Below are 24,749 nucleotides of genomic sequence, written 5' to 3' on the forward strand. Positions count from 1 at the left end.
AGGGCGGCTTTGTTACCAACGAACAAGCAAGCGCGCTTACTTCACCACCGCCTTGTTCCGCAAGCCTTCCTCGAACGCCTGCAGCTTTTCCTGCTGCATTTGCTGCGCGATCTGCGCCTTCACCTGATCGAACGGCGGCGGGGCGACATCACGCGCATCGTCCAGACGGATGATGTGCCAGCCGAACTGCGTCTTCACCGGCTCGGACGTCATTTCGCCCTTCTTCAGCTTCTCCGCGGCCGCGCCGAATTCAGGCACGTAAGCCGAAGGCGAGGACCAGTCCAGATCGCCGCCGTTCTTGCCCGATCCCGGGTCCTTCGAATATTGCTTCGCGAGATCTTCGAAGCTCGCACCGGCCTTGATCTTCGCGATCAGATCCTTCGCCTGCGCTTCGTCCTCGACGAGAATGTGATGCAGATGCAGTTCCTTGCCGCCGCCGTTTTGCTTGACGAGCTCGTCATAGCGCGCCTTGATCTCGGCGTCGGTCGGCGTGTTCTTCTTAACGAAATCTTCGATCAGCGCGCGCAACACCACGGTCTGCTGTGCGACGGCGACCTGCGCCTTCACGTCGGGACGCGTCGCGATGCCTTCGCGCGCGGCTTCCTGCATCAGGATTTCGCGGTTGATGAGTTCCTCGCGCACCGCCTGCTGAAGCTGCGGCGAATCCTGCTGACCTTGCGCCACGAGTTGCTTCACGAGCGCATTGGCGCGCGACGTGGGAATCGGCGTGCCGTTGACGACGGCGATGTTTTGCGCAAACGCAGGAGCAGCCGCGAATGCAGCCAGCAACACCCAGACGCGGGTTTTTTTCAAAGTCATCGGAGGTTCCTAACTGAACAAACAGACGCCTTCAAAGGCGAGATTTAAGAGGGAAGGCTTAGGGTCGAACCGCGCGCGGGTTTATTCGAATTGTTCTGCGAACTCTTGCGGCGTGTAGGCCCGGATCGCGAGCGCGTGCACGCCGCGCCGCATCTCCTCGGCCAGCGCATCATACACCAGTCGATGTCGCGCCACGCGTGCCTTGCCCGCGAAGCATTCCGCGACGATCGTCACCGTGTAATGGCTGCCGGCGGCCGCGCCCGCATGGCCCGCGTGCGCGGCGCTGTCGTCGTCGATATGCACCGACTGCGGCTGCAGCGTGGCATTCAAACGCGCTTCGAGATGCGCGATCTTGTCCGCCGCCGATGCGCTCGTGAAATCGAACGATGCGCTCATTGCCCGTCCTCCTTCATGTATTTCGCAAGCCAGAAGCTTTGCGCGACGATGAACAGGACGAGACAGCCCGTCGCGCCGAAGAGCTTGAAGTTCACCCACTGATCCGTCGTGAAGTTATACGCGACGAAAAGATTGACGATGCCGAGCAGCGCGAAAAACACCGCCCAGGCGACATTCAACTGGCCCCATACGCGATGCGGCAGCACGATCTGCTTGCCCATCATCGCTTCGATGAGATTCTTTCTGAAGCCGATCTGCGCGACGATCAGCGCGAACGCGAAGAGCCAGTAGAGCGCCGTCGGCTTCCATTTGATGAAGGTATCGTTGTGCAGCACGAGCGTCGCGCCGCCGAACACGACGACCACGCCGAGACTGACCCACAGCATCGGATCGACCTTGCGATGCCGAAACGCGACCCAGGCGATCTGCACGAGCGTCGCCGCGATCGCGACCGCCGTCGCGGTATAGATGCCCCAGACCTTGAATGCGACGAAAAAGAGAATGATCGGAAACAGATCGAACAGAAATTTCATTGGCGTGCGGACGTGATGGGCATCGGATGGATGCGAGGCGCGCGAGAAAAAAGCGCCCGCGAGAAGCGGCGGGCGCCGGTACGACGAAATGGACGGGCTCGCGCTTACTTGGGTTCGAATTGTAGCGCAGCCGAGTTGATGCAATACCGCAGGCCGGTCGGCGCGGGGCCGTCCTCGAAGACGTGGCCGAGATGCGCGCCGCAGTTCTTGCACACGACTTCGATGCGAAGCATGCCATGCGAGCGGTCGGTCTTCTCCTGGATCACTTCGCCGTTGATCGGCTTGAAGTAGCTCGGCCACCCGCAGCCGGCGTCGAACTTCGTGTCCGATTCGAACAGCGGCGTGCCGCAGCACACGCAGTCATAGACGCCGCGCTCCTTGTGATCCCAGTATTTGCCCGTGAAGGGGCGCTCGGTCGCGGCGTGGCGCGTGACCTGGTACTGCATGTCGTCGAGTTCGCGGCGATACTCGGCGTCGTCCTTTTGCAGCGGATAGCTCGTCGGGGTGGCGTCGTGGCTCATCTGTCGTTCCTTTGATCTGGCCGGGAAGGCCTGGTATATGAGGGCGATCCTACGAAGAACAACTGACTTCGAGATCGCTCGCCCAGTCGGGCGGCAGGCCCGCGTAGGCTTCGTATTCGGGCTGTTCGTCGTATGGATGGCGCAGCACGTCCAGAAGACGCGCCACTTCCGAAAAATCCTTTTCCGCCGCGCGCCGAATGGCGTTTTCCGCCAGATGATTGCGCAGCACGTACTTCGGATTCACGCGATTCATCGCCGCGGCGCGCTCGGCGTCGTCGCGCGGCTCGTGGGCGAGGCGCTCGCGATACTGCGCGGCCCACGCATCGAATGCGGCGCGATCGAGGAACAGATCGCGCACGGGCGCGTCGCGGCTCGCGTCGGATTTCGAGAGCTTCGACAGGTTCCGGAACGTCAGCGTGAAGTCCGCGCGATTCGCATGCATGATTTCGAAGAGACCGTTGGCGAGCTTGTCGTCGCCTTCGCGCTCGATATCGAGGCCGAGCTTCGCGCGCATCTTCGCGACGAGCGCGGGCCCGAAGCGATCCTTGTAGCGTTCCATCACCTTTTGCGCCTCTTCGACCACGCGCTCGGCGCGGCCTTCCTCGGGCAGATTCGCGCCGAAGAGCGGCACGAGCGCCTGCGCGAGACAGAAGAGATTCCAGTACGCGACCTGCGGCTGGCGCCCATACGAATAGCGTCCTTGCGTATCCGAATGATTGCAGACGTGATGCGCGTTGAAGGCATCCATGAAGCCGAACGGACCGTAATCGATCGTGAGGCCGAGGATCGACATGTTGTCGGTATTCATCACGCCGTGGCAGAAGCCGACGCCTTGCCACTCCGCTATCAGATCGGCGGTGGAGCGCACGGCTTCGTCGAGCAGCGCGAGATACGGATCGTCGGCATCCCTGCAATGCGGATAGAACCGGTCGATGACGTGATCGGCGAGCGTCTTCAGCTCGTCGATGCGATCGTTCGAATAGAAATGCTCGAAGTGGCCGAAGCGCACGAAGCTCGGCGACACGCGCGTGACGATCGCCGCCGTTTCGACGATCTCGCGCCGCACCGGCAAGTCCGAGCCGATGACGGTGAGCGCGCGCGTCGTCGGGATGCCGAGATGATGCATTGCTTCCGAGCACAGAAACTCGCGGATCGACGACCGCAGCACCGCGCGGCCATCGCCCATGCGCGAATAGGGCGTGCGGCCCGCGCCCTTCAGTTGCACTTCGAGACGCGCGCCGTCGTGCTCCGCTTCGCCTAGCGTGAGCGCGCGGCCATCGCCCAGTTGTCCCGCCCACACGCCGAACTGATGCCCCGAATAGACGGCGGCATAGGGCAGGGCATCGGCGGGCCAGTCGCGCGTCGGATTGCCGGCGAAGAAGGCGGCGAACGCGTCTTTCTCAGGGCCGGTGGCGACTTGCGGATCGAATCCGAGCGTTTCGGCCATCTCGCGCGACATCCCGACGAGATACGGATCGGGAACGGGCGCGGCAGGAAGACGGGTGAGAAAAGCGGTGCCGAGCGCGGCGAAGGAGCCCGGCTCGCCGACCCGGATCGCGCTGGCGATTTCGTTCACGGAACGCGCGTCGGCGGGCGTCTCGTCGCGCGCCGCGCGCACGGCATTGCTTGGGGAAAACGACATGTTGAGCGCCTCTGAGTTAAACGATATTGTAATTCCGCGCCCGCGGGCCTGCAGAGCGCGGCCCGGCCATCCGATCAGCATTCGCCAGATTCGAGGACTTCGCCTATGACGTCGCCGCTCTACGGGCAGATGATGGACATACCGCTGCTCGCGTCGTCCCTGCTGTCTCATGCCTCACGCCACTTCGGCGACAACGAGATCGTGTCGCGGCGCATCGAAGGCGATATCCACCGCTACACCTACCGCGATTGCGAGAAGCGCGCGAAACAACTGGCGCAGGCGCTGACCGCGCTCGGCGTCGAGCAGGGCGAGCGCATCGGCACGCTCGCGTGGAACGGCTACAGACATCTCGAATGCTATTACGGCATCAGCGGCATGGGCGCCGTGTGTCACACGATCAACCCGCGTCTCTTTCCCGATCAGATCGCGTTCATCATCGATCATGCGGACGATTCGTATGTCTGCTTCGACATGACTTTCGGTCCGCTCGTCGAACTGATCGCGCCGCAGTGCCCGAACGTGAAGGGCTGGATCGCGCTCGGCGATGCCGCGTGCATCGCCGAACATCTGTCGAACATGAGCGTGCCGGTGATGAGCTACGAAAGCCTCATCGGCGAGCACGACGGCGACTACGCATGGCCGATGCTCGATGAGCGTCAGGCATCGTTTCTCTGCTACACGTCGGGCACGACGGGCAATCCGAAAGGCGCGCTGTATTCGCATCGCTCGACGGTGCTGCACGCGTACGGCGCGGCGTTGCCGGACGCGATGGGCGCATCGTCGAGCGATGCGATCCTTCCCGTCGTGCCGATGTTCCACGTCAACGCATGGGGCATTCCGCACGCGGGGCCGCTCGTCGGCGCGAAGCTCGTCTTTCCCGGCAAGGATCTGGACGGCAAGTCGCTCTACGAATTGATGGAAGCCGAAGGCGTCACGTATTCCGCCGGCGTGCCGACGGTGTGGATGAGCCTGCTCACGTACATAAAGCAGCAGAACGTGCGTTTCTCGACGTTGAAGCGCACGGTAATCGGCGGCTCGGCGTGTCCGCCCGCGATGCTGCGCATCTTCGAGGAAGAGTACGGCGTGCAAGTGATCCACGCGTGGGGCATGACGGAGATGTCGCCGCTCGGCACCTTGTCGCGCCTCAGTTTCAGGCAGAAGCAGCGTTCGCTCGACGAGCAGCGCCGCTCGCTGGAAAAGCAGGGCCACGCGCTCTTTGGCGTGGACATGAAAGTCGTCGGCGACGACGGCACCGAACTGCCGTGGGACGGCAAATCGTTCGGCGATCTCCATGTGCGCGGGCCGTGGGTCATCGACCGGTATTTTCGCCGGGACGATTCTCCGCTCGTCGACGGCTGGTTCCCGACCGGCGATGTCGCGACCATCGATGAAGACGGGTTCATGCAGATCACCGATCGCAGCAAGGACGTGATCAAGTCCGGCGGCGAATGGATCAGTTCCATCGATCTGGAGAACATCGCGGTGTCGCATCCGCAGGTGGCGGAAGCGGCGTGCATCGCGTGCTCGCATCCGAAGTGGACCGAGCGGCCGCTGATCGTCGCGGTGCTGAAGCCGGGCGCGACCGTCACGCGCGAGGAACTGCTCGCGCATTTCGAGGGCAAGGTCGCGAAGTGGTGGATTCCGGACGATGTCGTGTTCGCCGAGGAACTGCCGCACACCGCGACGGGCAAGCTGCAGAAAGTGCGCCTGCGCGAGCAGTTTCGCGATTACGTGTTGCCCAACGCCGCGGAGAATCCGGTCTAGCTTTTTCTTGCGTCATCGAAAGCCCCGGCTCGCGGTGCGCGCGCCGGGGCTTCGTGCATTTCTGTCGATCGATTGGCGCGAAACGCGTCGTTTGAACGATCGTGCTTTTTTGTGTATTCTGCCCCGATCGCCCACAATCGATCTCATATCCGGTCGACAGGAGACACGTTCATGGCAGTGGACTACACGATCCGCGACGGCGTCGCCGTCATTACGCTCGACAATCCGCCGGTCAACGGTCTCGGGCATTCGACGCGGCTCGGCATCGTCGAAGGTGTCGAGCGCGCGAACGACGATGCCGACGTGCGCGCCATCGTCATCATCGGCGCGGGCAAGGCGTTCTCGGGCGGCGCGGACATCACCGAATTCAACACGCCGAAAGCCACGCAGGAACCGACGCTCATGACCGTCATCGCGACGCTCGAAGCGAGCGCGAAGCCCGTCGTCGCGGCGATTCACGCCGTCGCGATGGGCGGCGGTCTGGAACTCGCGCTCGGCGCGCATTACCGCGTCGCCGTGCCCGGTGCTCAGATCGCGCTGCCGGAAGTGAAGCTCGGGCTTTTGCCGGGCGCGGGCGGCACGCAGCGTCTGCCGCGCGTGGTCGGGCTGGAAACGGCGCTGAACATGATCGTCTCGGGCGCGCCGGTGCCCTCAGAAAAGCTCGCGCAAACCGCGCTTTTCGATGAACTCGCCGACGGCGATCTGCTGGAAAGCGCGTTGTCGTTCGCGCGCCGGGCCGCCGATCGCGGCGGTCCGCATCCGAAAGTCCGCGATCGCCAGATCGAGCATCCGAACGCCGAGGGTTTCATCCAGTTCGCGCGCAACAGTGTCGCGGGAGTCGCGAAGCATTTCCCGGCGCCGCACAAGTGCATCGATGCAATCGAAAAAGGCGTGAAGGAAGGTTTCGAGCGCGGTCTCGCCTTCGAGCGCGAATGCTTTCTCGCGCTCGTGCAGACGCCCGAAAGCCGCGCGTTGCGGCATGCGTTCTTCGGCGAACGCGCGGCTGCCAAGATCGCCGATGTCCCGTCGAACACGCCCGTGAGGAAGATCGAGCGCATCGGCGTGATCGGCGCGGGCACGATGGGCGGCGGCATCGCGATGAACTTTCTCAACGCCGGCCTGCCCGTCGTGCTGCTCGAAACGAAGCAGGACGCGCTCGATCGCGGCATCGCGACGATCCGGCGCAACTACGAGGCGCAGGTCAAGAAGGGCAAGCTCACGCAGGAAAAGGTCGAAGAGCGCATGGCGCTCATCGCGCCGACGCTTGCCTTTGGCGATCTGGCCCAGGCCGATCTGATCGTCGAAGCCGTGTTCGAAGACTTGAGCGTGAAGGAACAGGTCTTCCGTCAGCTCGACGAAATCGCAAAGTCCGGCGCGATCCTCGCATCGAATACATCGACGTTGAATCTCGACACCATCGCCTCGTTCACGAAGCGTCCCGGCGACGTGATCGGCATGCACTTCTTCAGCCCCGCGAACGTGATGAAGCTGCTCGAAGTCGTGCGCGGCGCGAAGACCGAAAAGGACGTGCTCGCAACGGTCATGCAGCTCGCGAAGAAAATCAGGAAGACGGCGGTGGTGTCGGGCGTATGCGACGGCTTCATCGGCAACCGGATGATCGAGCAGTACATCCGGCAAGCGCTCTTCATGCTGGAGGAAGGCGCGCTGCCGGCGCAGATCGATCGCGCGATCGAAAACTTCGGCTTCGCGATGGGGCCGTTTCGCATGAGCGATCTCGCGGGCAACGACATCGGCTGGGCGATCAGAAAGCGGCGTTATCGGGAGCAGCCGGAGCTGCATTATTCGCGCGTCGCGGATCGTCTGTGCGAGATGGGCCGCTTCGGCCAGAAGACCGGCGCGGGCTGGTACGACTATCAGCCGGGCAAGCGCGACGCGCTGCCGTCGAACGTGGTCGATGACATGATCGTCGCGTATTCGAAGGAACGCGGCGTCGAGCGGCGCAAGATTCGCGATGAAGAGATCGTCGAGCGTCTCGTGCTTTCGCTCGTGAACGAAGGCGCGAAGATTCTCGAGGAAGGCATCGCGGGCAAGGCGTCGGACATCGACATGGTTTATCTGACGGGCTACGGCTTTCCGCTCTGGCGCGGCGGCCCGATGCTGTATGCGGACACCATCGGCCTCTACAACGTGGAACGCGCGATGCGCAAATACGCGAAGCAGGCCAACGGCAACGCGTGGCAACCCGCCGCGCGCGTCACCGAACTCGCGCAATCGAATGGACGCTTCAATGGCTGATATCAAACCTGTCGAAGACGTGTTCCTCGCCGTGGACGTGCAGTACGACTTCATGCCGGGCGGCGCGCTTGCCGTCGCACACGGCGATGAAGTCGTGCCGGTCATCAATCGGCTTGCGCGCGCGTTCCCGCATGTCGTGCTGACGCAGGACTGGCATCCGCGCTCGCATGTGTCGTTCGCGGCGAATCACGAGGGCCGCGCGCCATTCGAGACGATGACCTTGCCTTACGGCGAACAGGTGCTGTGGCCGGTGCATTGCGTGCAGGACACGCGAGGCGCGGCGCTGCATCGCGATCTGCATGTGCCGCACGCGCGGCTCGTGATTCGCAAGGGGCACCACGAACACGTCGACAGCTATTCGGCGTTTCTCGAAGCGGACCGTTCGACACCGACCGGTCTCGAAGGCTATCTGCGCAACGTCGGCGCAAGACGCGTGTGGCTCGCCGGACTGGCGACGGACTATTGCGTCGCGTGGTCCGCGCTCGATGCGCGTGCGGCGGGCTTCGACGTCATCGTGATCGAGGACGCGTGCCGCGCGATCGATCTGAACGGCTCGCTCGACCGAGCATGGAACGACATGCGCGATGCGGGCGTGCAACGCGTGAGCTCGGACGAAATTCTCAAAGCGGGGGCAACGACATGACCGATGCAGTCATCGTATCGACGGCGCGCACCGCGCTCGCCAAATCGTGGCGCGGCGCGCTCAACATGACGCACGGCGCGACGCTCGGCGGCCATGTGACGAAGGCGGTCGTCGAACGCGCGGGCATCGATCCGGCGCGCGTCGAGGACGTCATCATGGGCTGCGCGAATCCGGAAGGCGCGACGGGCGCGAACATCGCGCGGCAGATCGCGTTGCGCGCGGGCTTGCCGGTTTCCGTCCCCGGCATGACGGTGAACCGCTTCTGCTCGTCGGGCTTGCAGACGATCGCGCTTGCCGCGCAGCGCGTGATGACGGGCGAGGGCGATGTGTTCGTCGCGGGCGGCGTCGAATCGATCTCGTGCGTGCAGAACGAGCTGAACCGTCACATGCTGACCGAAGGCTGGCTCAGGCAACACAAGCCCGAAATCTACTGGTCGATGTTGCAGACCGCCGAGAACGTCGCGAAGCGCTACGAGATAGCGAAAGAGCGGCAGGACGAATACGGCGTGCGCTCGCAGCAGCGCGCGGCGGCGGCGCGGGCGGCGGGCAAGTTCGACGATGAAATCGTGCCGATCACCGTGCTTGCCGGCATCGCCGATCAAGCGACGGGGCGCATGTTCACGCAAGAAGTGACGCTCGCCGCCGACGAAGGCATCCGCGCCGATACGACGCTCGAAGGCGTGTCGAAGATTCGCACCGCGCTGCCTGGCGGCGTCATCACGGCGGGCAACGCGAGCCAGTTCTCGGATGGCGCGTCGGCGTGCGTCGTGATGAGCGCGACGCTCGCCGAGAAGGAAGGTCTCGCGCCGCTCGGCATTTTTCGCGGCTTCGCGGTCGCGGGCTGCGAGCCGGACGAAATGGGCATCGGTCCGGTGTTCGCCGTGCCGAAGCTTTTGAAGCGCGCGGGCCTGTCCGTCGACGATATCGGCTTGTGGGAGCTGAACGAAGCGTTCGCCGTGCAAGTGCTCTATTGCCGCGACCGGCTCGGCATTCCCGAGGAGCGCCTGAACGTGAACGGCGGCGCGATCGCGGTCGGGCATCCGTACGGCGTGTCGGGCGCGCGCCTGACGGGTCACGCGCTCATCGAAGGCAAGCGGCGTGGCGCGAAGTTCGTCGTGGTCACGATGTGCATCGGCGGCGGACAGGGCGCGGCGGGCCTTTTCGAAATCGTGTGAGCATTTGCGGCCCGGCGATTTTTGCTACGCTTCGAGATTCGTTCGATAACAGGAGTCGCCGTGCTACGTCACATCGTCATGTGGAAGCTGAAGGAAAACGCCGAGGGCGCGAGCCGCGCCGAAAACGCGCAGAAGCTGAAGGCGAAGCTCGAAACCTGCCGCAGCATCGTGAAAGGGCAAGGGCATTTCGAAGTCGGCACCGCGCAGCCGGGTTTCGATTGCACCTATGACGTCGTGCTCGTGTCCGACTTCGACGACAAGGCGGCGCTCGAAGCGTATCAGGTGCATCCGAAACATCAGGCGCTGAAGGACTTCGTCGCGGCGATCCGCGAAGCGCGTCAATGCGTCGACTACGAAGTGTGAGCGCGATGTCCTCTTCCGATCAACCTGCAAGCAACGGCGTCGCGCTCGAGAGCCCGTTCATCGATACGCTCGGCGTCGAGCTCGTCAAGGCGCAGGACGGCGAAAGCGAAGTGCGGCTGCCGCTTCGCGACGAACACCTGAACACCTGGGGCATCGCGCACGGCGGCGTCACGATGACGATGCTCGACGCATCGCTGGCGCTCGCCGCACGCAGCGTCGCGGGCGATGGCATCGGCGTCGTCACCGTCGAGATGAAGGTCAATTTCATGCAGCCGGGGCGCGGCGAATTGCGCGGTTACGGCCGCGTGTTGCATCGCTCGACGACGATGGCTTATTGCGAAGGCGAGATTCGCGACAGCGAAGGCCACTTCGTCGCAAAGGCGCTCGGCACGTTCAAGTACATGAAGCGGCTCGCGGTCGGGCGCGACATCGTCCGGCAGAAGATGCGGTCCGATCCGAAGGCGACGCCCGGTCCGAGCGACGCCTGAACACCATTCGAGCGAAGGAGGTTCAGCATGGCAGACGCACAGATCAACCGACAAATTCTGCTCGTGTCGCGTCCGCAACGCGAGGCGTCGGTGTCGAATTTCAGCCTCGTCGAGACGCCGCTTGCGCCGCTGAAGGACGGCGAAGTGCGCGTGCGCAATCACTATCTGTCGCTCGATCCGTACATGCGCGGCCGCATGGACGACGCGAAGTCGTACGCCGCGCCGCAACCGCTCGATGAAGTGATGATCGGCGGCACCGTGGGCGTCGTGAGCGAATCGCGCAATCCGGCGTTCAAGGCGGGCGATAGCGTCGTCGGCATGTTCGGCTGGCAGGAATACGGCACATCCGATGGCACCGGCCTGAACAAGGTCGATGCCTCGCGCGTGCCGCTTTCCGCGTATCTCGGCGCGGTCGGCATGCCGGGCGTCACGGCGTGGTACGGACTGAACCGCATCATCGAGCCGAAGGCGGGCGAGACGGTCGTCGTGTCGGCGGCGAGCGGCGCGGTGGGCAGCGTCGTCGGGCAACTGGCGAAGGCGGCGGGCTGCCGCGTGGTCGGCATCGCGGGCGGCGCGGACAAGTGCCGCTATGTCGTCGAGACGCTCGGCTTCGATGCGTGCGTCGATTACAAGGCCGGCAAGCTGCACGAAGATCTGAAAGCCGCGACGCCCGATGGCATCGACGGCTACTTCGAGAACGTCGGCGGCGACGTGCTCAATGCCGTGCTCGCGCGCATGAACGCGTTCGGGCGCATCGCCGTATGCGGGATGATCTCCGGTTACGACGGCAAGCCGACGCAATTGGACGCGCCGCGGCTGATCCTCACGCAGCGGTTGAAGCTGCAGGGCTTCATCGTCTCCGAACATCTCGATGTCTGGCCGCAGGCGCTGAACGAACTCGGCGAGCGTGTCGCGACGAAGAAGCTGCATTTTCGCGAGAGCATCGCCGAAGGGCTCGAGAATGCGCCTGAGGCATTTCTCGGCCTCCTGCGCGGCAAGAACTTCGGCAAGCAACTGGTGAAACTCGTGTGATGGATCGCTTCGAAAGCAAGGTCGCCGTCATCACGGGCGCGGGCAGCGGATTCGGGCGCGAGTTCGCGAAGAAGGGCGCGGCGCTCGGCATGAAGCTCGTGCTCGCCGATCTCGACACCGCCGGGCTCGCCGCGACCGTCGATGCGCTACGCGCGGCGGGCGGCGACGCGATCGGCATCACGACGGACGTATCCGACGCCGCTCAGGTGCACGCGCTCGCGCAGGCATCGCTCGACACTTACGGCGGCGTGCACATGCTCTTCAACAACGCGGGCGTCGGCGCGGGCGGCTTCGTGTGGGAGAACAGCGCGAACGACTGGCAATGGGTCTTCGGCGTGAACGTGATGGGCGTCGCGAACGGCCTGCGCGCGTTCGTGCCGATCATGCTCGAACAGAACGAGCCGGCGCATATCGTCAATACGGCGTCGGTGGCGGGCCTGCTCGCCGCGCCCGCGATGGGCGTCTACAACGCATCGAAGCACGCGGTCGTCGCGCTGACCGAGACGCTGCATCACGATTTGCGGCTGGCGGGCGCGTCGATGATCGGCGTGTCGCTGCTGTGTCCGGCGTTCGTGCCGACTGGCATCGCGGATGCCGAGCGCTCGCGCCCCGACGCGCTCGCCAACGACGCGCCGTACACCGCCTCGCAAAAGCTCGCGGCGCGGCAACTCACGCGGGCGGTAGAGGGCGGGAAGCTGTCGGCGCGCGACATCGCCGATTTGACGTTCGATGCGGTGCGCGAAGGGCGCTTCTATGTCATCACGCATCCGGCCATCATGCCGTCGGTGCAACTGCGGCTCGACGATATCGCGCAACTGCGCAACCCGACCGATCCGATGTCCCTGAAACGTCCGCGTTGATGTGCACGGTTCGTGGCATGATCGTGTCCCTTTGACGCTCTTTCCGCCGATGCCGCTCAATCCAAAGATCGCGCAAATTCTGGAGATGGTCGCGCGCGCGAATCGACCGCCGTATCACACGCTCACGCCGAAAGAGGCGCGCGCAGCCTACGCGATGAGCGCGCAGATTCTCGATATCGCGCCATTGCCGGTGCACGCCATCGAGGATCTGCGGATTCCCGTGCGCGATGGCGCAACGATCGGCGTGCGCGTCTATCATCCGATCGAGCCGAGCTGGGCGCAGCCTTCTCCGGGGCTTCTTTATTTTCACGGCGGCGGCTTCACCGTCGGCAGCGTGGCGACGCACGACGCGCTGTGCCGCAAGCTCGCGCACGATGCGCAATGCGCGGTCGTATCGGTCGATTACCGGCTTGCGCCGGAGCACAAGTTTCCCGTCGCCGTGACCGATGCCTTCGATGCGCTGCAATGGCTGGCGCGCGAGGCTCCGACGCTCGGCATCGATCCGGCGCGGCTCGCGGTTGGCGGCGACAGCGCGGGCGGCACGCTCGCGATCGTGTGCGCGGTGCTCGCGCGCGATGCGGGCATCGACCTGAAACTGCAATTGCTGATCTACCCGGGCACGAGCGCGTGGCAAAAGAGCGATTCCCATGCGCGCCTCGCGGACGGGTATCTGCTCTCAGGCGAAACGATTCAGTGGTTTTTCGCGCAGTATCTGCGTGATGATCGCGATCGCGACGATTGGCGTTTCGCACCGCTCGATGCGGCGCGCGGTACGCCGGATTTCGCGGGCGTCGCGCCGGCGTGGATCGCGGCGGCGGACTACGACCCGCTACACGACGAAGACACTGCGTTCGCGGCGAAACTCGAAGACGCGCGTGTGCCGGTCACGCTCAAGCGCTACGAAGGCATGATTCACGAATTCTTCAAGATGGGAGGTTTCGTACCGGAAGTAGCGGCGGCGCACGCGGATGCGGTGAGGGCGTTGCGGGAGGCGTTCGGGACGCTGTAGAAGCTGGCTCACCCATGATTAGAATCCGAATTATCGGCCCATGACCAGGAAAACGCCTCGCTCCTTCATCTATCTCGGCGCGCTGTTCATCTTGCTTCTCGTCGCCACATTGAATGTGTACAATCTCAATGAAGCATACGGCGACGGTCCGCCGTACTACGCGCGCACGACGAACATGGACAAGTGGACCGATCCTCTTCCCGCGCTCGTTGCGGTCGATGCCATTGCCGTCGTGCTGATCGCTGCGATCCTGTATCTCACACGAAGGAAACGCTGATCAACCGATCTCAAACGAAAAAGCCCGCTCAAACGCCCCCGGCCTCACGACGCGATGCGAGCCGTCATCGTCGCTGCGTTCCTTGATTTCCAGCGCTAACCCGAGCGCCGCCGGATTCACGCGCAAGGCCGTCGTGCTGCGCGTGCCGTAATCGGCCGTTTCGATGAACGCCGCCGACAGCACGCGCTCCCGCTCGATCGAAATCCCCGTCGATGGCAGATGTTCGTCGTTCGCGATGCGCGGGTCGCGCAACGTCTCGATGAGCACATCGAGCGACGGGCGTTCATCGGCGTGAATCAGATCGCACAGCGCCTCCCGCTGCGCGACGAGCTTCGGCCACGGCGTATTCAACAGGCTGTTCGACAAACCGTGCACGCCTGCATCGAGCAAAGCGGGCGGCGCGTCGGCACGATTGCCGTACCAGCCGAGTTCGCGCCGCAAGAAGTCGCCGCAAAGCAGATTGAACCCGTTATACCGATGCCCTTCGCGCGCCACGCCCTGCAGATAGTCGAGCGGCGCCATGCGCTCGCCCGCGAGAAAAGCGCTCACGAGCGTGCCGCGCGTCGGCGCATTCGGCTGCATGTCGCCCGGCGCGCGATAGTTGGTCAGCGCCGCGAAGCGCCCGTCGCGCGATACGCCGAGCCACGTCCCGCCGCCCGTCAGATCGCGGCCGGCGAGCACGTCTGGCGCGTCTTGCCACCAGTGCATCGGTTCGGCGTCGCGGCGAAAGAATTCATCGCGATTGGCGGAAAGCGTCAGCAATGCGCGGCCGTTTTCCTGCGACGCCGCGGGTTGCCAGTCGAAGACGATCAGACACATGCGCGCTCGACCTCAGGCGTCGGCCGGAAACGCGTAGGGCAGCGGCACGAACGTAAGCGCGGGACCATCGGCGGAACCGACATGCACCGAGCCATTGTCAAGCGCCGCGAGCTTGATCTCGACGAGACAATCGACGCCGCCATGCTCCGCGGGCGCGACGTTGACGACGAGTCCGCACGGCTGGCCGGGATCGTCCGAATGAAAGAGCTCCGCGCCGGGCGTCGCGCTCTCGACGTGCGCGAGCGCCGTGCGCCGCTTGATCGTGCCGCGATACTGGCTGCGCGCGACGATCTCCTGCCCCGGATAGCAGCCCTTCTTGAAGTTCACCGCGCCGAGCACGTCGAAGTTGACCATTTGCGGGACGAACTGCTCGACCGTCGCGTGCGTGATGCGCGGCTCGCCCGCGTGGATGTCGAGCCAGTCCCACATCTGCTCGGGCACGCGCTTGAGTTTTTCATCGAGTTTCGCGAGTTGCGCCTCGACATCGGCTTTCGGGCCGACCCACAGGAAGCGCGGCCGATGCGCCGCGTCCGGCACGCGGATCAGCGAACCGTGCGGGCCTTCGACCTTGACATGCACGCCGTCGGGCAGCGCATCGAAAATTCCGGAGAGCGCCGCGCGCACGTCGCCCGCGAAGCCGACGGCGGCCACTTCGGGCGTCGCGTCGGTGAGCTTCGCCTTCGCGCGCAGCACGAACATCGACAGGCGTTTCTGCACGGCCGCCTGCACGTCGTGTGCGATCAGGAGACGCACGGCGTCGGCGGTGCGCCACATCAGGAACGAGCCGAGGAGCCGGCCCTTGGCCGAGCAGTAGCCCGCGAGACGCGCGGTCGACGCGTCGAGATGCTGGACGTCGTTCGTAAGCTGACTGTGCAGGAACGAGGCGGCGTCCTCGCCCTTGACGTCGATCACGCCGAACTGGGTGAGCGGCATGTATGCGCCGGCGGTCTTGACGGAATCGAAGTCTGAAGCGGCGAGAGCGATGGTCTGGGAATTCATGAGTCGGCGGGCTGTCAATCCTATCGTTTGGGCGCGGGCCCGGGAATGCGGCTCTGGCGCAGGCGGCAAGTTATTATATTGGTCTTATCTCAAGCGTGTTTCGCATGTCCTTTCTGAAGAAATGCGTCGTGGCAGCGGTGCTCGCCGCCGTGCTCGCGGCAGCCGTCGCGGGCGGCGTGTACTGGTGGGCCAACCGGCCCATGGAATTGCCGACGCCCGAACTCGACGTCACCATCAAGCCCCACAGCAGCCTGCGCAGCGTGAGCGCCCAGTTGAACCGCGGGGGCGTGCCCGTCGAACCCGAGCTTTTCGTGCTGATGACGCGCGTGCTCGGCCTGTCCGCGCAACTGAAATCGGGCAATTACGCATTCAAGACCGGCATCACGCCTTATGAGGTGCTGGAGAAGATCGCGCGCGGCGACGTCAACGAATATGTCGCGACCGTCATCGAAGGCTGGACGCTGCAGAAAATGCGCGGCGAGCTCGACAGCAATCCCGCGCTCAAGCACGACACCGTCGGCATGACCGACACCGACCTGCTGCGCGCGATTGGCGCGGCCGAAGTCGACAAGGCGTCCGCCGAGGGCCTGTTCTTCCCCGACACCTATCTGTTCGACAAAGGCACGAGCGATCTCGCCGTCTACAAACGCGCGTATCGGCTGATGCAGGCGCGCCTCACGGAAGCGTGGAACACGCGCGCACCGAATCTGCCTTACAAGACGCCTTATGAAGCGCTCGTGATGGCGTCCATCGTCGAGAAGGAGACGGGGCGCGCTGCGGACCGGCCGCTCGTCGCGGCGGTGTTCGCGAACCGGCTGCGCATCGGCATGCCGCTACAGACGGACCCGAGCGTGATCTACGGCTTAGGCCCGGCCTACGGCGGCAAGCTGAAGAAAAAGGACCTGCAGACGGACACTCCGTACAATACCTACACGCGCATGGGCCTGCCGCCGACGCCGATCGCGCTGCCCGGCGTGGCCGCACTGAACGCCACGCTCAATCCCGCCTCGAGCAACGCGCTGTATTTCGTGTCGCGCGGCGACGGCAGCAGCATCTTTTCCGACAATCTCGGCGACCACAACAAGGCCGTCGACAAATACATCCGGGGTCAATGAATGGCGCGCGGCAAGTTCATCACGTTCGAAGGCATCGACGGCGCGGGCAAGACCACGCATCTGGACTGGTTCCGCGAACGGCTCGAAGCCAAAGTGGAACCGGGCGGGCATCGGGTCGTCATGACGCGCGAGCCGGGCGGCACGCCGCTCGGTGAAACCCTGCGCGGCATCCTGCTGAATCAGCCGATGGACCTCGAAACCGAAGCGCTGCTCATGTTTGCCGCGCGCCGCGAGCATCTGGCGCAGGTGATCGAACCGGCGCTGTCGCGCGGCGACTGGGTGCTGTCGGACCGTTTCACCGACGCCACGTTCGCGTATCAGGGCGGCGGCCGCGGTCTGCCGCGCGACAAGCTCGAAGCGCTCGAACGCTGGGTGCAGGGCGGTTTCCAGCCCGATCTGACCGTGCTTTTCGACGTGCCGACCGAAACCGCGAGCGAGCGCCGCTCGGCCGCGCGCGCCCCCGACAAGTTCGAAAGCGAATCCGAGGCGTTTTTCGAGCGCACGCGCAGCGAGTATCTGCGCCGCGCGGATGAATCGCCGCAGCGCTTTTTCATCGTCGATTCGACGCGCTCCATCGACGAGATTCGCAAAAAGCTCGAAGAAGTTATCGCAAGCGTCTGAATTCAAAAGAATCTATCGATGATCTATCCCTGGCAAACCGACGACTGGCAGCGTCTGCAGCAATTGCGCGCGCACTGGCCGCACGCGCTCCTGCTGCACGGAGAAGCGGGCATCGGCAAGCTGCAGTTCGCCCAGCATCTCGCGCAGGGTTTGCTGTGTGAGACGCCCGCCGCGAATGGCGAGCCGTGCGGGACTTGTCCGGCGTGTCACTGGTTCTCGCAAGGCAATCACCCCGATTACCGCGCGGTGCTGCCCGAAGCGCTCGCGGGCCTTGCCGCAACCGGCGACGCAGCCGACGCTCCCGCCGACAAAGCCGATGGCGAAGAAGGCAAGAAGACCCGCACGCCGAGCAAGGAAATCAAGATCGAGCAGGTGCGCGGGCTGCTGGATTTCTGTGGCGTGGGCTCGCATCGGGGCGGCTTGCGCGTCGTCGTGCTGTATCCGGCCGAGGCGCTCAACGTCGCAGCGGCGAACGCGCTCTTGAAGACGCTCGAAGAACCGCCGTCGGGCGTCGTGTTCCTGCTGGTGTCGGCCCGCGTCGACCGGCTGTTGCCGACGATCATCAGCCGCTGCCGTCAGTGGCCGATGAGCGTGCCGCCGGCGAACGAAGCGAGTGCGTGGCTCGCGTCGCAAGGCGTCGACGATCCGGCGGCGCTCCTCGCGCAGGCCGGCGGCGCGCCGCTCGCTGCGCTCGCGCTGGCGAACGACGAGAACCGCGCCTTGCGCGACTTCACGCTCGCGCAACTTGCCGCCGGACCGAATTGCGATGCCTTCGCGTGCGGCGAAAACCTGCAGAAGCTGCCGGTGCCGCTCGTGCTCGGCTGGTTGCAGCGCTGGCTTTACGATCTGCTCGCGCAACGCACGGCTAGCCGTCCGCGCTATTTCCCCGGCGCGGCGAAGGCGCTCGCACGTTGCGCGCAAAGCGCCGATCCGGCCGCGCTCGCGCGCTACATGAAGACGGTCACGCGGCAGCGCGCGGTGGAAAATCATCCGCTGAACGCGCGCCTCGTGTTCGAGGAACTGTTCATGGGCTATCGCGGGATCTATACGGCCTGAGCGGCCAGAGCGGCCTGAGCGGCAGAGACCGTCGAGCCGCGCCGCAAGGAATGCACCAAGGAGCACCCGATGTTTGTCGATTCACACTGTCATATCAACTTCGAAGGGCTCGCGGACCGATTGCCCGACGTCCTCGACAAGATGCGCGCGCATTCTGTGACACATGCGCTGTGCGTGTCGGTGGATCTCGAGACGCTGCCTTCGGTGCTCGCGATCGCCGAACAGCACGAAAACGTCTATGCGTCGGTCGGAGTGCATCCCGACCACGAGGATATGCGCGAGCCGAGCGTCGCGGAACTCGTCGAGCTGGCGAAGCATCCGAAAGTTTGCGCGATCGGCGAAACCGGGCTCGACTACTATCGGCTGGAAGGGCGCAGCATCGCCGACATGGAATGGCAGCGCGAACGCTTTCGCACGCATATCCGCGCCGCGCACGCGACGGGCAAGCCGCTCATCATCCACACGCGGTCGTCGTCGGACGACACCTTGCGCATCATGCAGGAAGAGCGCGCGGACGTGCCGGGCGGCGTCATGCATTGCTTCACCGAACCGTGGGAGATCGCCGAACGGGCGCTCGCGCAGAATTTTCATATCTCGCTGTCGGGCATCGTCACGTTCAAGAAGGCAACCGATGTGCAGGACGTCGCGCGGCGCGTGCCGATCGAGCGCCTGCTCATCGAAACCGATTCGCCGTACCTCGCGCCGGTGCCGTATCGCGGCAAGCCGAATGAACCTGCGTACGTGAGTTATGTCGGACGTTTCATCGCGCAGTTGCGCGAGCAGCCGGAAGAGGCCGTCGCGCAGGCGACCACCGACAACTTCTTCCGGCTCTTCAAGATCGCGCGGCCAGTCTGAGGGCGGCCGGCCCGCGCGCAAAAAAACTGTTTCAAGGCAATTCGAAGGTCACTTATGAACACTTCCCCGATGGTTTCCACTCTGAACACGACGCGCGGTGCGCGCAAGGGCACGGCCGTGCGCGGACTCGTCGCCGGCGCGCTGCTGGCGGCCTGCGCGATCGCTCAGCCGGTCTGGGCCGCGTCCGTGGACTCGCTCATCAAGGCGGTCAAGTTCGACGACGTATCGGCGGTCAAGAAGCAGCTCGCGCAGGGCGCGGACCCGAACACCGTCGACAACACGGGCACGCCGATCCTCGTGATCGCCGCGCGCGAGAAGTCCGACAAGGTCGGCCAGTTGCTCGCCGACAACCCAAAGACCGATCTCGAGAAGCTCGATCCCGCCGGCGAAAACGCGATGATGCTTGCCGCGCTCAATGGCGACGCGACCTTCGTGAATCTGCTGATCGCCAAGGACGCCGAAGTGAACAAGAAAGGCTGGACGCCGCTGCACTACGCCGCGACCAACGGCCATGACGACATCGTGAAGATTCTGGTCGACCATTCGGCCTATATCGACGCCGGCTCGCCCAACGGCACGACGCCGCTCATGATGGCGGCGCGCGGCGGTCATCTTTCGACGGTCAAGCTGCTGCTCGACTCGGGCGCCGATCTGCGCGTGAAGAATCAGCTCGGCCTGACGGCGGTGGATTTCGCGCAGAAGTACAACGAGAAAGATGTCGCCGAAGGTCTGAAGGCGCGTCTGGACTCGATGCAACAAGGCGGCGGCGCTGCGCAAAGCGGCTCAAACGGTGCAAAATAACGGCGCGACATCAAGTCACGGGGCGAGCGCGGTCAGGCGCGGCCGCGCATCGCTCCGAACCCGTTGCTCCGACCAAGCCGCCGCTCAACATAAAAGGAAGACCATGCTGCGGGAATTCGTCCTCGCCTGTGCTCTCGCGACGCCCGTCTGTGCGTTCGCGTTTACCGGCAACGATCTGAACAAGCTCTGCACCAAAACGGATCCCAACTCACGGACCGCCTGCGCGGCCTATATCGAAGGCGCGGCGGACGGCATCTACAACACGATCGAGGCGATCGGCGGAACCTCCGGGCCGCAGGTCGGCCAGTACTTCTGCCTGCCGGCGGACGTGAAGCCGCAGCAGCTTACGGACGCGGTGCGCAAGTACATCGCCAACAATCCCGACAAGGCCGATTTCAACGCGACCACGATGGTTTCGCTCGGACTCGGCAAGGCGTTTCCCTGCAAGGCGGAACGCTGAGCATCTGGTGACGCCGGAGCACTGGCGTCACGCTTGCTGAACCAAGAGGCGACGGCCGCGCCCGGACGGCCATCGCCGCTGCTGTCTGCAACCTGGCGCAATATCGCGCAGCACCACGCATCCGTGCGATGCGACCGCCGTATCCTCCTCGCCGCTTTCACTTTCTCGAGGCTGATCCCGCGACGCTCATGCTCTCACTCGACCATTTCCTGAATCTTGCGGAACGTCCGCTCGGCACCTGGCCCGGCGCGCTCGTCGTGGCCGTCATCGCGGTGGCGTTTGCGATTGCCGCGCATCGCATCGGCGCGCGCATTCTCGTGCGCATCGCGCGTCCTTATCCGCTGATGAGCGTCGTGCTGCGCTATATCGACACGCCCGCGCTCATCCTGCTCATCATCCTCGGGCTCGGTTTCATGATCTTCGAGGCGCCCGATACGCTGCCGTTCATCGGCGTGCTGCGCGATGTCGAGACCGTCGCGCTGATCGTCGCGCTCACGTTTCTCGCGGCGCGCTCGGCGGGCGCGGTGGGCGAGGCGATCGTGCAGGCGCATCCGCTCGACACCGACGACAATCTCAACGCCCGCCGCATCCACACGCAGGCGCGCGTGCTCGCGCGCTCGGTGATGGTGGTGATCGTAATCATCGGTTTCGGCGCGGCGCTGATGGCGTTTCCGAGCGTGCGGCAGATCGGCGCGAGCCTGCTGGCGTCGGCGGGCGTCGCCGGGCTCGTCGCCGGTATCGCCGCGCGGCCGGTGCTCGGCAATCTGATTGCGGGCTTGCAGATCGCGCTGTCGCAGCCGATTCGCCTCGACGATGTCGTCGTGATTCAGGGCGAATGGGGACGCGTCGAGGAAATCACGGGCACGTACGTGTCGATCCGCATCTGGGATCAGCGGCGGCTTATCGTGCCGTTGCAGTGGTTCATCGAAAATCCGTTCACGAACTGGACGCGCAACAGTTCGCAGATCATCGGCACGGTGTTTCTGTATGTCGATTACCGGATGCCGCTCGCGCCGCTGCGCGAGGAGCTGGAGCGCATCCTCGAGCACGCGCCGGAATGGGATGGCCGTGTGCAGGTGCTGCAGGTCACCGACGCCACCGATCGCGCGATGCAACTGCGCGTGCTCGTCAGTTCGTTCGACTCGGCGCTGAATTGGGATTTGCGCTGCCGCGTGCGCGAAGGGCTCGTGAACTTCGTGCAGGCGACTTATCCGCACTATCTGCCGCGCGCGCGGGCGGATCTGTCGACCGACAAGGAAAGTCACGTCGATTTCGCGCCGCCGCTCGAAAGGGCGGGCACGGCACACGCGGCAAGCACGGCGAATACGGCCGCCGATCCGGTCGCGAGCCGCGGCGAACCGACCGGGCCGGACCCGAGGGCGCACCCGGCGGCGTCCACCGCGCCGGCGCCGGCAGAAAAGACCTGACGGAAACCCGCGCGGCGTTTCCGGGTCGAAATTTTGGGTTGATGCTGAGAAAGTCACGTTAAGTCACGTTAATCACGTTCGAAGAGGAAAAGGAAAGTCTATGAGCCGTCTCGTCGTCGTATCCAACCGGGTCGCCACGCCGACCGAAACCAAGGGCTCCGCGGGCGGGCTCGCCGTCGGTGTCTTCGGCGCGCTGAAGGACAGCGGCGGCGTCTGGTTCGGCTGGAGCGGCGACGTCGTGAGCGAAACCGTCGCGAATCAGGGACCGAAACTCGAACGGGACGGCGCGGTGACCTTTGCGACCGTCGGCCTGCCGAAAAAGGACTACGACCAGTACTACCGCGGTTTCTCGAACGCGATGCTGTGGCCGGTTTTCCACTATCGCAACGATCTCGCCGTCTACGACCGGGACGAGTACGCGGGCTACCGGCGCGTGAACGCGTGGCTCGCGCACAAGCTCATCAAGCTGCTCGAACCCGGCGACATCATCTGGGTCCACGACTATCACATGATCCCGTTCGCCGAGGCGCTGCGCTCGGCGGGCATCACGAATCGCATCGGCTTCTTTTTGCACATTCCGTTTCCGTCGCCGCAGATCCTGTTGAACATTCCGCCGCACGAGGAACTGGTGAAGTCGCTGTGCTGCTATGACGTCGTCGGGTTTCAGACGGAAAGCGATCGCGTCGCGTTTCACGACTACATCGTCCGGCACGCGCACGGCACCGCGACCCCCGACGGCCACGTCGAGGCTTTCGGACGCAAGCTGCGGACGAACGTTTATCGCATCGGCGTGTTTCCCGATGAAATCGCCGAGCAGGCCGAACGCGGCGAGGCGCGTCAGGACGTGATGGACCTGAAGCAGAGCCTCGAAGGCCGTAAGCTCATCATGAGCGTGGATCGGCTCGATTACTCGAAAGGACTGGTCGAGCGCTTCCGCGCGTTCGAGCATTTTCTGGAAAAGTCGCCCGAGTGGCGCGGCAATGTCACGCTCGTGCAGATCGCGCCGCCGACGCGCTCGGACGTCGAAACCTATCAGCAGATTCGCCAGAACCTGGAGTACGAAGCGGGGCGCATCAACGGACGTTACTCCGGGCTCGATTACACGCCGATCCGCTATCTCAATCAGCGATACGACCGCTGGAAGCTGATGTCGCTGTTTCGCGAATCGCAGATCGGGCTCGTCACGCCGCTGCGCGACGGCATGAATCTCGTCGCGAAGGAATACGTCGCGGCGCAGAACCCCGACGATCCCGGCGTGCTCGTGCTTTCCCAGTTCGCCGGCGCGGCCGATGAAATGACCGGCGCGGTGATGGTCAATCCGCACGATATCGTCGGCACGAGCGAAGCGATCGGCCGCGCGCTGGCGATGCCGCTCGCCGAGCGCAAGCAGCGCTACGAGACCAACATGGCGGCGCTGCGCAAGCATGATCTGGGCGTGTGGCGCGACAACTTCCTCGCCGATCTGCGCGGCGACGCCGAACGGTAACCGTCGCCGGAAACGAATGTTTCCGTGCTGTAACAGAGCGATGAAAGTGCAAGAGACGTCCGGAACGGGCGCATCCGCACTCGATAATGGGCTTCATCGCAGCGGATGGCGGAACGATTCGTAAGGGCAAACCTCGTTGTCCGGCCTTACGATCCGCTGTCATACTCGATGCGCGCCGCGGCTGGCAAGCGATCAGCCGCACGTCGATATCCGCATGGAGACGAGAACGATGAGAATTGCCCAGATTGCTCCGCTGACCGAATCGGTGCCGCCGAAGCTCTATGGCGGGACCGAGCGTGTGGTGTCGTACCTGACCGAGGCGCTCGTCGAGCTCGGTCACGAGGTGACGCTCTTCGCCACCGGCGATTCGCAGACCAGCGCCAACCTGGAACCCGTGTGGCCGCGCGCGTTGCGGCTCGACCCGGCGATCCGCGACCGCATCGCGCCGCACATGCTGCTGATGGAACTCGTGCGCCGCCGCGCCGAAGAGTTCGATGTCCTGCACTTTCACATGGACTATTACTCGTTCTCGCTGTTCAAGCGCCAGGACACGCCGTTCGTGACGACAATGCACGGCCGGCTCGATCTGCCCGAGCAGCAGCCCGTATTCGATACGTTCAACACCGCGCCCGTAATCTCCATTTCCGACGCGCAGCGGCATCCGCTGCCGCAGGCGAAATGGGTCAGCACCGTTTATCACGGCTTGCCGGAGAAGCTCTACGTGCCGCAGCCGGTGGAGCAGAAGTATCTGGCGTTCCTCGGACGCATTTCGCCGGAAAAGCGCGTCGATACGGCCATTCGCATCGCGGGCCGATGCGGCTTGCCGATCAAGATTGCCGCCAAGGTCGATTTCGCCGACCACGAGTATTTCGAGCGCGAGATTGCGCCGCTGCTGGAGCTGCCGTATGTCGAGTACGTCGGCGAGATCAACGACAGTCAGAAAGCCGAATTCCTGTCGGGCGCGCACGCGCTCGTGTTTCCGATCGACTGGCCCGAGCCGTTCGGCCTCGTGATGATCGAGGCGATGGCGTGCGGCACGCCGGTCATCGCGTTCAATCGCGGCTCGGTGCCGGAAGTGGTGGACGAGGGCGTGTCTGGCTTCATCGTCGAGGATGAAATCGGTGCGGTGGCCGCGGTGAATCGTCTGCATACGCTGTCGCGCGAGCGCGTGCGCAATCGCTTCGAGGAGCGCTTCACGTCGCATCGCATGGCTCGGCAATATCTGGAGGCGTATCAGTCGGTCGTGCGCGCGCAGAAGCGTGCGCGCTTCAAAGTGATCGATCGCGCGACGACGACCTGACGCGCGACCCGACACGAAGCGGGAAAAAACAA

The 24,749-nt window shown here is 64.4% G+C and carries 25 protein-coding genes and 1 pseudogene; 19 read left to right on the forward strand and 7 right to left on the reverse strand.

What is annotated here, in order from left to right:
- Positions 1 to 36: 36 nt before the first annotated feature.
- From NCS03_RS07305 to NCS03_RS07325, 5 genes and pseudogenes are all read right to left on the reverse strand, one after another.
- Entirely contained in the window at positions 37 to 819 is a 783-nt protein-coding gene (locus NCS03_RS07305; RefSeq protein ID WP_008349712.1) for a peptidylprolyl isomerase, read from the reverse strand.
- 81 nt (positions 820 to 900) lie between these two features.
- Complete coding sequence (locus NCS03_RS07310; protein WP_008349710.1) at positions 901 to 1,215, reverse strand: BolA family protein; 315 nt, start codon at positions 1,213 to 1,215, stop codon at positions 901 to 903.
- Positions 1,212 to 1,748 (reverse strand): septation protein A, encoded by a 537-nt coding sequence (locus tag NCS03_RS07315; protein ID WP_008349709.1) that lies wholly within the window; start codon positions 1,746 to 1,748, stop codon positions 1,212 to 1,214. The genes NCS03_RS07310 and NCS03_RS07315 overlap by 4 nt, the downstream gene beginning before the upstream one ends.
- A 104-nt stretch (positions 1,749 to 1,852) precedes the next feature.
- Complete coding sequence (msrB, locus tag NCS03_RS07320; RefSeq protein WP_008349708.1) at positions 1,853 to 2,269, reverse strand: peptide-methionine (R)-S-oxide reductase MsrB; 417 nt, start codon at positions 2,267 to 2,269, stop codon at positions 1,853 to 1,855.
- A gap of 49 nt (positions 2,270 to 2,318) precedes the next feature.
- A pseudogene (locus NCS03_RS07325) lies at positions 2,319 to 3,800 on the reverse strand (protein adenylyltransferase SelO); the annotation flags it as partial.
- Positions 3,801 to 4,016: 216 nt separating this feature from the next.
- Here NCS03_RS07325 and NCS03_RS07330 point away from each other — a divergent pair.
- From NCS03_RS07330 to NCS03_RS07375, 10 genes are all read left to right on the forward strand, one after another.
- Positions 4,017 to 5,675: a 3-(methylthio)propionyl-CoA ligase gene (locus NCS03_RS07330; protein WP_250528984.1), complete on the forward strand. Its 1,659-nt coding sequence runs from the start codon at positions 4,017 to 4,019 to the stop codon at positions 5,673 to 5,675.
- A 171-nt stretch (positions 5,676 to 5,846) separates the two neighbouring features.
- Positions 5,847 to 7,931 (forward strand): 3-hydroxyacyl-CoA dehydrogenase NAD-binding domain-containing protein, encoded by a 2,085-nt coding sequence (locus NCS03_RS07335; protein WP_250528985.1) that lies wholly within the window; start codon positions 5,847 to 5,849, stop codon positions 7,929 to 7,931.
- A complete protein-coding gene (gene pncA / locus NCS03_RS07340) occupies positions 7,924 to 8,574 on the forward strand; it encodes a bifunctional nicotinamidase/pyrazinamidase (protein ID WP_249798848.1) in 651 nt (216 codons plus the stop codon). The genes NCS03_RS07335 and pncA overlap by 8 nt, the downstream gene beginning before the upstream one ends.
- Complete coding sequence (locus tag NCS03_RS07345) at positions 8,571 to 9,749, forward strand: acetyl-CoA C-acyltransferase (RefSeq protein ID WP_250528986.1); 1,179 nt, start codon at positions 8,571 to 8,573, stop codon at positions 9,747 to 9,749. The genes pncA and NCS03_RS07345 overlap by 4 nt, the downstream gene beginning before the upstream one ends.
- A 60-nt stretch (positions 9,750 to 9,809) precedes the next feature.
- Entirely contained in the window at positions 9,810 to 10,112 is a 303-nt protein-coding gene (locus NCS03_RS07350; RefSeq protein ID WP_061161325.1) for a Dabb family protein, read from the forward strand.
- Positions 10,113 to 10,117: 5 nt separating this feature from the next.
- Positions 10,118 to 10,600: a PaaI family thioesterase gene (locus NCS03_RS07355; RefSeq protein ID WP_008349701.1), complete on the forward strand. Its 483-nt coding sequence runs from the start codon at positions 10,118 to 10,120 to the stop codon at positions 10,598 to 10,600.
- Positions 10,601 to 10,627: 27 nt separating this feature from the next.
- Complete coding sequence (locus NCS03_RS07360; RefSeq protein WP_250528987.1) at positions 10,628 to 11,632, forward strand: NADP-dependent oxidoreductase; 1,005 nt, start codon at positions 10,628 to 10,630, stop codon at positions 11,630 to 11,632.
- Positions 11,632 to 12,492: an SDR family oxidoreductase gene (locus NCS03_RS07365; protein WP_250528988.1), complete on the forward strand. Its 861-nt coding sequence runs from the start codon at positions 11,632 to 11,634 to the stop codon at positions 12,490 to 12,492. The genes NCS03_RS07360 and NCS03_RS07365 overlap by 1 nt, the downstream gene beginning before the upstream one ends.
- A 49-nt stretch (positions 12,493 to 12,541) precedes the next feature.
- Complete coding sequence (locus NCS03_RS07370; RefSeq protein WP_008349697.1) at positions 12,542 to 13,501, forward strand: alpha/beta hydrolase; 960 nt, start codon at positions 12,542 to 12,544, stop codon at positions 13,499 to 13,501.
- 40 nt (positions 13,502 to 13,541) lie between these two features.
- Positions 13,542 to 13,778, forward strand: coding sequence for a hypothetical protein (locus tag NCS03_RS07375; protein ID WP_008349694.1), 237 nt, complete (start codon positions 13,542 to 13,544; stop codon positions 13,776 to 13,778).
- Here the strand turns inward: NCS03_RS07375 and NCS03_RS07380 are convergent, their stop codons facing one another.
- Both NCS03_RS07380 and ygfZ read right to left on the reverse strand, forming a co-directional pair.
- Complete coding sequence (locus NCS03_RS07380; protein WP_244808081.1) at positions 13,779 to 14,597, reverse strand: NRDE family protein; 819 nt, start codon at positions 14,595 to 14,597, stop codon at positions 13,779 to 13,781.
- A 12-nt stretch (positions 14,598 to 14,609) separates the two neighbouring features.
- Positions 14,610 to 15,596 (reverse strand): CAF17-like 4Fe-4S cluster assembly/insertion protein YgfZ, encoded by a 987-nt coding sequence (ygfZ, locus tag NCS03_RS07385; RefSeq protein ID WP_008349691.1) that lies wholly within the window; start codon positions 15,594 to 15,596, stop codon positions 14,610 to 14,612.
- Positions 15,597 to 15,700: 104 nt separating this feature from the next.
- Between ygfZ and mltG the strand changes: the two genes are divergently transcribed.
- The 9 genes from mltG (at position 15,701) to NCS03_RS07430 (ending at position 24,717) form a co-directional block, all read left to right on the forward strand.
- Positions 15,701 to 16,711, forward strand: a complete 1,011-nt coding sequence (mltG, locus tag NCS03_RS07390; protein ID WP_008349688.1) for an endolytic transglycosylase MltG — start codon at positions 15,701 to 15,703, stop codon at positions 16,709 to 16,711.
- Positions 16,712 to 17,332: a dTMP kinase gene (gene tmk / locus NCS03_RS07395; RefSeq protein ID WP_250502028.1), complete on the forward strand. Its 621-nt coding sequence runs from the start codon at positions 16,712 to 16,714 to the stop codon at positions 17,330 to 17,332.
- A gap of 18 nt (positions 17,333 to 17,350) precedes the next feature.
- A complete protein-coding gene (locus NCS03_RS07400) occupies positions 17,351 to 18,388 on the forward strand; it encodes a DNA polymerase III subunit delta' (RefSeq protein ID WP_250528989.1) in 1,038 nt (345 codons plus the stop codon).
- A 69-nt stretch (positions 18,389 to 18,457) separates the two neighbouring features.
- The gene (locus NCS03_RS07405) at positions 18,458 to 19,243 is read left to right on the forward strand and encodes a TatD family hydrolase (protein WP_008349683.1); all 786 of its coding nucleotides are present in this window, start codon (positions 18,458 to 18,460) and stop codon (positions 19,241 to 19,243) included.
- Between the two features lie 54 nt (positions 19,244 to 19,297).
- Positions 19,298 to 20,044, forward strand: a complete 747-nt coding sequence (locus tag NCS03_RS07410) for an ankyrin repeat domain-containing protein (RefSeq protein ID WP_033535925.1) — start codon at positions 19,298 to 19,300, stop codon at positions 20,042 to 20,044.
- 103 nt (positions 20,045 to 20,147) lie between these two features.
- Positions 20,148 to 20,504, forward strand: coding sequence for a Rap1a/Tai family immunity protein (locus NCS03_RS07415; RefSeq protein WP_008349679.1), 357 nt, complete (start codon positions 20,148 to 20,150; stop codon positions 20,502 to 20,504).
- A gap of 188 nt (positions 20,505 to 20,692) precedes the next feature.
- Positions 20,693 to 21,931, forward strand: coding sequence for a mechanosensitive ion channel family protein (locus tag NCS03_RS07420; protein ID WP_250518189.1), 1,239 nt, complete (start codon positions 20,693 to 20,695; stop codon positions 21,929 to 21,931).
- Positions 21,932 to 22,031: 100 nt separating this feature from the next.
- Positions 22,032 to 23,417, forward strand: a complete 1,386-nt coding sequence (gene otsA / locus NCS03_RS07425; protein ID WP_250528990.1) for an alpha,alpha-trehalose-phosphate synthase (UDP-forming) — start codon at positions 22,032 to 22,034, stop codon at positions 23,415 to 23,417.
- A gap of 229 nt (positions 23,418 to 23,646) precedes the next feature.
- Positions 23,647 to 24,717: a glycosyltransferase family 4 protein gene (locus NCS03_RS07430; RefSeq protein ID WP_008349671.1), complete on the forward strand. Its 1,071-nt coding sequence runs from the start codon at positions 23,647 to 23,649 to the stop codon at positions 24,715 to 24,717.
- The last annotated feature ends 32 nt before the right edge of the window (positions 24,718 to 24,749 follow it).

It is taken from the genome of Caballeronia sp. ATUFL_F1_KS4A (genome assembly GCF_023630905.1).
In the GTDB taxonomy this organism is placed as follows: domain Bacteria; phylum Pseudomonadota; class Gammaproteobacteria; order Burkholderiales; family Burkholderiaceae; genus Caballeronia; species Caballeronia zhejiangensis.

Coding starts and splice junctions, on each gene's coding strand:
- NCS03_RS07305 (WP_008349712.1), bottom strand. CDS start 819: ATGACTTTGAAAAAAACCCGCGTCTGGGTGTTGCTGGCTGCATTCGCG.
- NCS03_RS07310 (WP_008349710.1), bottom strand. CDS start 1,215: ATGAGCGCATCGTTCGATTTCACGAGCGCATCGGCGGCGGACAAGATC.
- NCS03_RS07315 (WP_008349709.1), bottom strand. CDS start 1,748: ATGAAATTTCTGTTCGATCTGTTTCCGATCATTCTCTTTTTCGTCGCA.
- msrB (WP_008349708.1), bottom strand. CDS start 2,269: ATGAGCCACGACGCCACCCCGACGAGCTATCCGCTGCAAAAGGACGAC.
- NCS03_RS07330 (WP_250528984.1), top strand. CDS start 4,017: ATGACGTCGCCGCTCTACGGGCAGATGATGGACATACCGCTGCTCGCG.
- NCS03_RS07335 (WP_250528985.1), top strand. CDS start 5,847: ATGGCAGTGGACTACACGATCCGCGACGGCGTCGCCGTCATTACGCTC.
- pncA (WP_249798848.1), top strand. CDS start 7,924: ATGGCTGATATCAAACCTGTCGAAGACGTGTTCCTCGCCGTGGACGTG.
- NCS03_RS07345 (WP_250528986.1), top strand. CDS start 8,571: ATGACCGATGCAGTCATCGTATCGACGGCGCGCACCGCGCTCGCCAAA.
- NCS03_RS07355 (WP_008349701.1), top strand. CDS start 10,118: ATGTCCTCTTCCGATCAACCTGCAAGCAACGGCGTCGCGCTCGAGAGC.
- NCS03_RS07360 (WP_250528987.1), top strand. CDS start 10,628: ATGGCAGACGCACAGATCAACCGACAAATTCTGCTCGTGTCGCGTCCG.
- NCS03_RS07365 (WP_250528988.1), top strand. CDS start 11,632: ATGGATCGCTTCGAAAGCAAGGTCGCCGTCATCACGGGCGCGGGCAGC.
- NCS03_RS07370 (WP_008349697.1), top strand. CDS start 12,542: ATGCCGCTCAATCCAAAGATCGCGCAAATTCTGGAGATGGTCGCGCGC.
- NCS03_RS07375 (WP_008349694.1), top strand. CDS start 13,542: ATGACCAGGAAAACGCCTCGCTCCTTCATCTATCTCGGCGCGCTGTTC.
- NCS03_RS07380 (WP_244808081.1), bottom strand. CDS start 14,597: ATGTGTCTGATCGTCTTCGACTGGCAACCCGCGGCGTCGCAGGAAAAC.
- ygfZ (WP_008349691.1), bottom strand. CDS start 15,596: ATGAATTCCCAGACCATCGCTCTCGCCGCTTCAGACTTCGATTCCGTC.
- mltG (WP_008349688.1), top strand. CDS start 15,701: ATGTCCTTTCTGAAGAAATGCGTCGTGGCAGCGGTGCTCGCCGCCGTG.
- tmk (WP_250502028.1), top strand. CDS start 16,712: ATGGCGCGCGGCAAGTTCATCACGTTCGAAGGCATCGACGGCGCGGGC.
- NCS03_RS07400 (WP_250528989.1), top strand. CDS start 17,351: ATGATCTATCCCTGGCAAACCGACGACTGGCAGCGTCTGCAGCAATTG.
- NCS03_RS07405 (WP_008349683.1), top strand. CDS start 18,458: ATGTTTGTCGATTCACACTGTCATATCAACTTCGAAGGGCTCGCGGAC.
- NCS03_RS07410 (WP_033535925.1), top strand. CDS start 19,298: ATGAACACTTCCCCGATGGTTTCCACTCTGAACACGACGCGCGGTGCG.
- NCS03_RS07415 (WP_008349679.1), top strand. CDS start 20,148: ATGCTGCGGGAATTCGTCCTCGCCTGTGCTCTCGCGACGCCCGTCTGT.
- NCS03_RS07420 (WP_250518189.1), top strand. CDS start 20,693: ATGCTCTCACTCGACCATTTCCTGAATCTTGCGGAACGTCCGCTCGGC.
- otsA (WP_250528990.1), top strand. CDS start 22,032: ATGAGCCGTCTCGTCGTCGTATCCAACCGGGTCGCCACGCCGACCGAA.
- NCS03_RS07430 (WP_008349671.1), top strand. CDS start 23,647: ATGAGAATTGCCCAGATTGCTCCGCTGACCGAATCGGTGCCGCCGAAG.